10 protein-coding genes are annotated in these 9,544 nt (G+C 43.1%); all 10 read right to left on the reverse strand.

Going from position 1 to position 9,544, the window contains the following annotated elements:
* Positions 1–282 (reverse strand): ribonuclease PH (gene rph, locus LD39_RS00180; RefSeq protein ID WP_035541519.1); only part of this gene is annotated, 282 nt, incomplete at its 3' end.
* Between the two features lie 147 nt (positions 283–429).
* Positions 430–1,533: a GerMN domain-containing protein gene (locus LD39_RS00185; RefSeq protein ID WP_035541521.1), complete on the reverse strand. Its 1,104-nt coding sequence runs from the start codon at positions 1,531–1,533 to the stop codon at positions 430–432.
* A 100-nt stretch (positions 1,534–1,633) separates the two neighbouring features.
* Positions 1,634–2,455 (reverse strand): glutamate racemase, encoded by an 822-nt coding sequence (gene racE / locus LD39_RS00190; protein ID WP_035541523.1) that lies wholly within the window; start codon positions 2,453–2,455, stop codon positions 1,634–1,636.
* A 21-nt stretch (positions 2,456–2,476) separates the two neighbouring features.
* Positions 2,477–2,914 carry a MarR family winged helix-turn-helix transcriptional regulator gene (locus LD39_RS00195; RefSeq protein WP_052158651.1) on the reverse strand — a complete coding sequence of 146 codons (438 nt, stop codon included), beginning with the start codon at positions 2,912–2,914 and terminating at the stop codon, positions 2,477–2,479.
* 201 nt (positions 2,915–3,115) lie between these two features.
* Positions 3,116–3,340: a response regulator transcription factor gene (locus LD39_RS00200; protein ID WP_035541524.1), complete on the reverse strand. Its 225-nt coding sequence runs from the start codon at positions 3,338–3,340 to the stop codon at positions 3,116–3,118.
* Between the two features lie 90 nt (positions 3,341–3,430).
* Positions 3,431–4,081: a response regulator transcription factor gene (locus tag LD39_RS00205; RefSeq protein WP_035541525.1), complete on the reverse strand. Its 651-nt coding sequence runs from the start codon at positions 4,079–4,081 to the stop codon at positions 3,431–3,433.
* Positions 4,078–6,402 carry a sensor histidine kinase gene (locus tag LD39_RS00210; RefSeq protein WP_052158650.1) on the reverse strand — a complete coding sequence of 775 codons (2,325 nt, stop codon included), beginning with the start codon at positions 6,400–6,402 and terminating at the stop codon, positions 4,078–4,080. The genes LD39_RS00205 and LD39_RS00210 overlap by 4 nt, the downstream gene beginning before the upstream one ends.
* A gap of 133 nt (positions 6,403–6,535) precedes the next feature.
* The gene (gene sdhB, locus LD39_RS00215) at positions 6,536–7,300 is read right to left on the reverse strand and encodes a succinate dehydrogenase iron-sulfur subunit (protein ID WP_035541533.1); all 765 of its coding nucleotides are present in this window, start codon (positions 7,298–7,300) and stop codon (positions 6,536–6,538) included.
* A 15-nt stretch (positions 7,301–7,315) separates the two neighbouring features.
* Positions 7,316–9,067 carry a succinate dehydrogenase flavoprotein subunit gene (gene sdhA, locus LD39_RS00220; RefSeq protein WP_035541528.1) on the reverse strand — a complete coding sequence of 584 codons (1,752 nt, stop codon included), beginning with the start codon at positions 9,065–9,067 and terminating at the stop codon, positions 7,316–7,318.
* Between the two features lie 56 nt (positions 9,068–9,123).
* A partial coding sequence (locus LD39_RS00225; protein ID WP_035541530.1) for a succinate dehydrogenase occupies positions 9,124–9,544 on the reverse strand: 421 nt, incomplete at its 5' end.

Consider the following 9,544-nt stretch of genomic DNA (forward strand, 5'->3'; position numbering starts at 1 on the left):
GATCAGGCGTTGGATTTCCATCGTTCTTCCGGAAACTTTTCCTTTCGAAGATTCACGGATGTTTCTTTGCTCTGTTGCACGTGGCAGCATCGCGTATTCTGCTGTGATCCACCCTTTTCCTTGTCCGCGTAAGAAAGGAGGCACTCGGTCCTCGACACTCGCATTGCAGATGACTTTTGTATCCCCAAAGCTGATTAATACAGATCCTTCTGGATGTTTGACATAATCAGTCTCTATCGTAACAGTTCTTAGTTCATTGACTTTTCGATGATCATTTCTCACCGATAACGCCCTCCTTTTCGTTCACCTTTATCCTAGCCCATCTTAACACAATTTATATCTCCTCGGTAGTGAAGACTGGCGAGCATAGGCATAATAAAAAGGCACCTCAAGAGCAGAATCTTTGAGATGCCTTTTAGGAAATAAAGGTTATAGACTTTCCGCTTTGGTAATATCCGAACGTGTGACAGGCTCAGCAAGAGGTTCCCCTGATTCACTCATTACTTGTTCGACGCCTTCGACTTCAACAGATACGGATTCTACATCTGATAAATCTGTAAGGCTCATAACAAGACTAGCAAGCGCCTCATCAGACAGGGACTGCTTTTCCTTATCCTGACCTGTGAGGATCGATTCGTTAAAGGATAAAGTAAGAACGCCAGAATCCAACTTCGTGCTTACTACTTCCGCTCCTTCGTTAAAGGGCTGAAGCAAGGATGTTCCAAACTCAGGACCCTTCAACAACGCTTGGACGACTGCAGAGTATAGATCGTCCCCTTTTTTCACACGAGTCGTGACTGGAACTTGATAGACTTCCTCCCCGTTTTGAGCAGGGAAGTAAACGGTGACGGCCTGGCTGTTGATGACATCCGTTTGATCGCCTACGTGGTTATTGATCCCGTCTGAACGGGAAACCCCATCAACAATCGGGGTCCCATTCACAGGCATGACTGATTGTTCGTGACCATTGATCCATAATTTAATCCGCTTCACGTTATCGAATTGAGTGAGCGTGTACGTCATCGCCTGAAGGATTTTTTGTTCATCCTTCGCCTCATAATTTTTGAAATCCTCGGAAACATCGACAACCATTGTGCCGTCAGATTCAAGGTTCAATCCAAGGACTTCTGTTCCTGCTGGAAGTACAGCTTGAAAACCATTTGGAAGTAAATCGGTTACAGGACCATCTTTCACTAGATACTCTAATGATTGTTTAGCGACTTCTTCAGAAGCTGGCAATTGGAGGGTTTGAGGAACGACCATGCCGCTTTCATCCATGAGGTAAATTTCACGAGCTACTGTTTCAGAAGATGTATCTTGTTCTGTCCCTTCTGGTGCTTCTCCAGATTGTTCTCCTTCTGTTCCAGGCTCAGGTTCTTCGGTATCCGCTGCCGGATCTGTCGCTGTCGCCTTATCTGGATCATCCATTTTTTCTAAGGATTGTTCTCCTTCGAATAAGCATCCAGATAGAAGTCCTATAGTCAATAATAAAAAGATCGCTAGTAGAATGGGTTTAAAACCGAGCGTTTTCATACGATTCCCTCCCGAGATAGATTGTACTACCATATATACGAGCCCCGAAAAGGATTAGACCAAGGAATGAAATTTTGTAATCAAAGAAAAAAGCCCTGTATTAGATTGCAGAGCTTTGTACGTGATGAAGTTCAACCATTCTTAAAATTTTGACGGGTTCATCAAACCAGCTGTTCGCCACAAGACGGAATTTCTCCATATCTCCCGTCGTATAAAACTCGTGGACAGGGGTTTTTGTTTTCTTTTCCAGAAGGTTGTTGTAGGCAAGAATCAAGCTTGCTTCTCTTGCTGTCTCTTCACCTGAACTAATGACTTGAATGTGACTCCCCATCTCGTTCTGTACCAAATCTTTGATGAGCGGATAGTGTGTACAACCAAGAATGAGTGTATCAATGTGGTTCATATCTTTGAGCGGTTTCAATGTACGGGAAACAACGCCCTCCGCTTCAGGTCCAGAGAGCATGCCTTCTTCCACCATCGGAACAAATGGAGGACACGCCAGGTCGTTTACTCGAATACTCTGGTCGATCGATTTCAGCGCATTTGGATACGCGCGGCTTTTGATCGTACCTTCTGTACCAATGACGCCAATCCGCTTGTTCTTACTGACTTTGATCGCTGCTCTGGCACCCGGTTCAATAACCCCAATGACCGGGATCGACAACTTTTCCTGGAGTTCGTTCAATGTATAGGCTGTAGCCGTATTACATGCTACGACTAACATTTTTATATTTTTTTCTAAAAGATAATTTACCATCTGCCAAGTAAACGCCCGCACTTCCTGCTCGGATCTTGGGCCGTATGGACAACGAAGCGTATCTCCTAAATAGATGAATGTTTCTCTTGGCAACTGACGCATAAGCTCCCGTGCAACGGTCAATCCGCCTACGCCTGAATCAATGACTCCTATCGGCTGTGTCACAATGCATCCCTCTTTTATTTCTTAGTTGATTTTTTCCTCATCCGCGTCCCGCATTTTTTCATGAAGCACATGCAGCAACTGGTTCAATTGATGGACATCATCTTCCGGAACGTCCTTCAACACTTCTTCTAAATAATCCTGGCGTTTTTCAATCACTTCATGGATGATCTGTTCGCCTTTTTCCAATGCATGAATCCTTACGACTCTGCGGTCTCTTGAATCTCTTACGCGCTCGACCAGCTCATTCTTTTCCATACGGTCAACAAGATCAGTCGTTGTGCTGCAGGCGAGGTGGATGTAATTGGACAATTCCCCGATTGTCATATCTCCTTTATCCATCAGCCACTGTAAAGCAACAAATTGCGGCGCAGTAATCGGATAATTATTTAAAATTACTCGTCCTCTTTGTTTAATGATGCCAGATATGTATCGTAATTCTTTTTCAACATCTGCGATCATGGACGTCTGGTGTGGTTTTGACACATTCAGCACTCCTCACAATAATACTCTGTAAACTCCATTCTCACGGTTTACGAAGAAAAATTCAAGGTAAACGTTTGTTTGGCGACAAAAAACCCTTTCAGGTATTGTTCCTATTCACCCAACACCTGAAAGGACTTCTTCATCTCATTCTACAATCCATCTGCTGATCTGCGGAGATTATAATTCCAGTTCACCCATACGTAGCAGTTCTACAACTGCCTGAGAGCGTCCTTTTACTCCCAGCTTTTGCATTGCATTTGAGATGTGATTACGCACAGTCTTCTCTGAAATGAAAAGCTCTTTTGCGATCTCTTTTGTCGTCTTGTCTTGCACCAGAAGCTCGAAAACTTCTCGCTCCCGCTTGGTAAGAATTTGTGTTGGCCGATAGCCGTCCTCCTTCACAAGCGTACCCCTCCTTGTTGTCCTGAGCGTCGAGGGGAATTATTTAGTCAATGTATCGTATGTCTTGAATCTCGGCCCTGTGCCACTCGATTAGGATTTAGACACAAGCCCGAGTTCCTGAGCTTTGAATAAGGCCTCTGTCCTTGATCGTACATTTAGTTTATTAAATATCCCTGTGAGTGTGTATTCCACACTTCGCTGGGACATATGAAGGGCTTGGGCAATTTCTCGATTTGTGAACCCAGAAGCGACCTCTTTAAGGATCTTTTGCTCTTTTTCATTGAGCGAAAGGCTCGTCCCTTCTTGTGTTTCATTAGGCTGACTGACACTCGCTTCAGCCCGTCTCAGCTGTTTAAATAAATGCAATGGAATCACTACTTCATCCCTTAGGGCGCATCGGATAACGGTAAGCAGCTCTTCGCTCGTGGCGGTCTTGCTTACAAATCCATTGATGTCCGCTTCCACCAGCATATTAAAGTGGGTGCTTAAGTCAAAGCCTGTGTAAATGAGGAGAATCAAGTCTGGATGGGTCTTACGAAGACTTTTAGCAAGTTCAATCCCATTCATTCCCGGCATATACAAATCTAGCAAAAGAACATCGTACTCATTTTGTTCAAGATGATCTTCTACAACATCGCTTCTTTCAATGACATCTACTTTCATATCTGATTCTTGCTCTAACATCGATTTTGTCCCCGCACCTACAGCGGGGTGATCGTCGACAATTAATACTTTGGTCACACTTGAACCTCCTTTTTAACAGCAATAGGGAAGGAAATAATAGCTTTGAATCCTTCTCCTGGGGCCGTTTCTATTTTCATACTTCCATTCAGTCCGTTCACCCGTTGTTCGATTCCTGACAATCCGATATGAGAGAACAAGTCACGCTGGAAAGAAAAGTCCATCCCTTTTCCATTGTCCGAATATAGCAATACGACTTGATCATCATCTTCAGATAAAGATAGTTTCACAATCTTTGCATCGGAATGTTTCATCGCGTTTGTCAGCAACTCCTGCACGATTCTGAAAATGGCCAAGATGTGTTCTTGATCCATTTCAGCTTCAAACCGTTCATCAGAGAAGTAAACCGTGAAGTTCGAACGGAGCTGATACTGATGGATGAGGTTTTTCAACGATTGCACGAGGCCTAATTCCTCTATGAACGCCGGACGTAGTTCATTACAGGTCTCTCTGATCAAATGAATGCTGTCGAGCAGCGACTCTTTATACATGACCAGTTCAGCATGCAACGTTGGAGGCAGGTCATTCCTTTGTCCAATTAAATCATCCATTCTTCTGTAAAGGTACAATTGCTCTTGCAATACCGTATCATGAAGATCAATCGACAGCTGTTTCCTTTGATTCTCAGCAATGGTGAACAACAGTCTTGAAAGCCAGGTCGGATACTTTTGGGTCTGATTGTTTTTCAACCTGCGCAGCTCTTTAACTAGATCCTCAATCAAATTCATATTCTCGATCGCGATATTCGCATTGTGAGATATGGTTTGTAAATAGGTTTTCTCATCACGATTCAATTTAGTGTAATCCTTCTTCCCTTCACACCAGAGCATCGTCAATTTTTGTAAAGAGAAGCCGACAATGACCCCGAACCCTTTATCTGTTTCGATGATCGATCCGATATCATAACTATGATCCGTCAGCTGTTCTTCAATTTCCATCAGAATATCGTCAGGAACCTGATCGTAGACACAATACAAATTCCTTTTGTTATGTTTAGAAAAGATATACATATCCCGCACACTTAACACATTATTAATTTCACTTCTCATTACCTTCATCAAGTCGACGGCATTGGATTGGTCCTTCATATCCTTAGACATACGGTGCATACTCTCTTGATAGCTGTACCGAGCGGAGAACAAAAAGCGCTGAAGTCGTGAATCCAATACTTCTTTTATTGAAAGAAAGGCAATTAAGAATAAGTGCACAAGCAAATAAACCTGTACATATGTGATCATCGGGAGCTGTGAAGATACAAACCACGCAAAAACGACTGTCAGAAAAATACTAGGAGCAATCGATAAAAACACCGAATACCGAACCCGGCTCATGACAAAATCAATATCAATCAATCTCTCTCTAGTAACGAGATACATGAACGTTATAGGAAGGGCAATTAAAAAGACTGCACCTACCTCCAGCGTAATGATTTTCTCCCCAATGACCAGAGCTGGTATGAGATAAAGCCAAATGTATGGAAAGAAGGCCACCGTCATTCCTACACTGACATATTTGAATATAGCGCCTTGTGGAGCTTTCTTAAAGATATAGAGTCCCCTGTAAATAATAAAGAACAAGACAATGTACAGCCCCAGCAGGAGCCAGGGAGGTACAGGGTCGAAAAATGCAGGATAATTTTGAGTGCTTAAGAAATAACTTTCCAAAACTGACACGGTGATAGCAAATCCATACAAAAAATAAGGGATTTTTTTTGAAAACCAATAAATATCGAGTTCGCGAAAATAGTTATAAAGAAAGTGAATCAAAATAACCGGAGCCGTAAGGAATAACGATGTATTCAGAAATAAACTATATAAATCATCGCGAATTGCTCCACTATTACTCATATAACCTGTCGCAATCGCCAGAAAGAATAAAATCAATTGATGAGCGGAATACCTTTTAGGTACTCGTTTATGGACTAAATAAGAGATTCCTAGAATAGCTATAAAAAACAAACATGGGAAAATCACGTACAATGTCCAATGCTGAGGACTGGATTGATAAATGTCATCATAAAAAATTTCCTGACCAGAAGCGCCGATCGTAAATGAATCGGCCATTTCCAACTCGTTGAACATGGAGACGGTAAAATGGTCCTCCGGAGGAGCGCCTTCAACAGAAAGAATTTCTGCGTCTAAAGGAATTCCATGTCTTTCAGCCCAACTATCACGATCAATGTTCGAAATCACCCAGCCATCTTCTTGCTTTTCAAGATCGATTCCAAGGAAGGGTTGAGTGACAGCAATCGTGACAAGGTATATAGAAGATAGTATAAAAAATAGTAAAACGAATAAGTGAGACCATTTGTAATTGCGCATAAGACCACCCTTACTAAAATACAATCAAATCTATTATACTACGCACATCAAGCCCTACAACCCCTATCATCCAATAATTTCAATTGAAAAAGCCTCTGTACGATGTGTACAGAGGCTTCTCTATTTCTTTTATTTATATACGCTTGTCACTTCCGAAGAAGCTCTTGAAGGATTCGATCGCTGTATCACGGTTCAACGCCGCAATGGAAGTCGTCAATGGAATTCCTTTCGGACAAGACTCCACACAGTTTTGTGCGTTTCCACAGCCCATCAGGCCTTCTTCATCCATAATCGTTTGCAGACGTTCACTCTTGTTCAATTCTCCAGTTGGGTGAGAGTTAAACAGGCGAACTTGAGAAAGTGGAGCCGGACCAATGAAATCAGATTTACTGTTCACATTAGGACAAGCTTCCAAACAAACTCCGCAAGTCATACACTTGGATAATTCATAAGCCCATTGGCGTTTACTTTCAGCCATACGCGGTCCAGGCCCAAGATCGTAGGTTCCATCAATTGGAATCCAAGCTTTAACTTTCTTAAGAGAATCGAACATGCGGCTTCGGTCTACCGCAAGGTCACGATTGATTGGGAAAGTTTTCATAGGTGCAAGGCGGATCGGCTGTTCCAATTGGTCAACAAGAGCTGTACACGATTGGCGCGGTGTTCCGTTGATGACCATAGAGCAGGCTCCACAAACTTCTTCAAGACAACCCATATCCCAGTAAACAGGCGTTGTAGTTTCTCCTTTAGCATTCACTGGATTACGGCGGATTTCCATTAAAGCAGAGATGACGTTCATATTCTCACGATATGGAATTTCGAATGTCTCCTCATAAGACGGCTCATCCGGGTGGTCTTGACGGGTAATTATAAACGTAATCGTTTTGTTTTCACTCATCATCAATGACCTCCTTTATTTACTCTTCGAGTAGTCACGTTTCCGTGGCTCGATGAAAGATGTATCGACATCGTCATATCTGAAAACTGGTTTATTATTTTCTTTATCATACATAGCGACGGTCGTCTTCAACCAATCCTCGTCATTACGATCTGGGAACTCAGGCTTGTAATGCGCCCCGCGGCTTTCATTACGGTTGTAAGCTCCTTGAGTAATAACACGTGCAAGCTGAAGCATATTCCAAAGCTGACGTGTAAACATCGCACCCTGATTACTCCAACGAGATGTGTCGTTGATATTGATGCGTTGATAACGCTCCATAAGTTCAACGATCTTCTCATCCGTTTTCAGTAGTTTTTCATTCTCACGAACAACGGTTACGTTATCAGTCATCCACTCACCAAGCTCTTTGTGAATTTGGTAAGCATTTTCGTCTCCGTCCATACTCATGATTTTCTCAAACTTCTCTTGCTCTTCTTTGACTTTTTCATCAAATAGAGTAGAAGACATTTCATCAGAAATCTTTTCAAGGCCTTCTGTGTATTTAACCGCATTTGGTCCCGCGACCATTCCGCCGTAGATAGAAGAAAGCAATGAGTTCGCTCCTAAGCGGTTCGCCCCGTGCTGAGTATAATCACACTCACCAGCTGCGAAAACTCCAGGAATAGCTGTCATTTGATTAAAATCTACGTGCATGCCGCCCATAGAATAGTGAACAGCTGGGAAGATTTTCATTGGTACTTTACGCGGATCATCACCTACGAATTTTTCATAGATTTCAATAATCCCGCCAAGTTTTACGTCAAGCTCTTTTGGATCTTTGTGAGAAAGATCCAAATAAACCATATTCTCACCATTAATTCCGAGCTTCTGGTTTACACACACGTCAAAGATTTCACGTGTAGCGATATCACGCGGAACTAAGTTTCCGTATGCTGGATACTTTTCCTCTAGGAAATACCATGGCTCGCCATCTTTATAAGTCCAAACTCGGCCACCCTCACCACGAGCAGATTCACTCATAAGGCGCAGCTTATCATCTCCAGGAATGGCCGTCGGGTGGATTTGGATGAATTCACCGTTCGCGTATCCGACCCCTTGCTGATAAAGAGCTCCAGCGGCAGAACCTGTGTTGATGACAGAGTTCGTAGACTTACCAAAAATAATTCCTGGCCCGCCAGTAGCCATGATGACAGCGTCAGCAGGGAAGGCTTTGATTTCGTGATCCTTTAAGTTCTGACCAACCACACCTCGTCCGACCCCTTTTTCGTCAACGATTGCAGATAGGAATTCCCAGTTCTCATATTTTGTTACAAGTCCATTCACCTCATGGCGACGTACTTGTTCATCTAATGCATATAATAGCTGTTGTCCTGTTGTGGCACCTGCGAAAGCAGTACGGTGGTGCTGTGTACCACCAAAGCGTCGGAAGTCCAATAATCCTTCTGGAGTACGGTTAAACATGACTCCCATACGATCCAGCAAGTGAATAATTCCAGGCGCTGCCTCACACATCGCTTTAACTGGAGGCTGGTTAGCTAAGAAGTCTCCTCCGTAAACCGTATCGTCAAAGTGTTCCCACGGAGAGTCTCCCTCACCTTTGGTATTAACAGCTCCATTAATACCCCCTTGAGCGCAGACAGAGTGAGAGCGCTTAACGGGTACAATTGAGAGCAGATCAACGTGCACCCCTTGTTCTGCTGCTTTTATTGTTGCCATAAGGCCGGCAAGACCGCCACCGACAACAATGATGTTTCGATTCGTCATGATTGATGCTCACTCCCTTAATTTCTATATATATCCAGCGTTCGTTCGAAAACTATTTATATGCCATACGCGAATTGGAACAGTGTACGTACACCCACGTAAGAAATAGCAACGAAAATGATAATGCTCGCATATGTCATGATCAATTGTGAGCGTGGAGAAACAGTTATACCCCAGCTGACACAGAAAGACCATAGACCATTCGAGAAGTGGAAAGTCGTTGATACTACCCCTACTATGTAGAACCAGAAAAAGAATGGCTCAGTAAGGATACCTTCCATTAGCTGATAATTCAGTTCCGCCCATCCGAATCCAATCGCAATACGTGTTTCCCACACGTGCCAAGCAATGAAAATCAGAGTGATGATACCTGTGATCCGTTGGAACATGAACATCCAGTTTCTAAAATAGCCGAAGTTAGATAGATTGCTTTTGGCTGTGAATGCAATATAAACTCCGTAAATGGAGTGGAATAAT

It is taken from the genome of Halobacillus sp. BBL2006, assembly GCF_000786645.1.
GTDB lineage: Bacteria > Bacillota > Bacilli > Bacillales > Halobacillaceae > Halobacillus.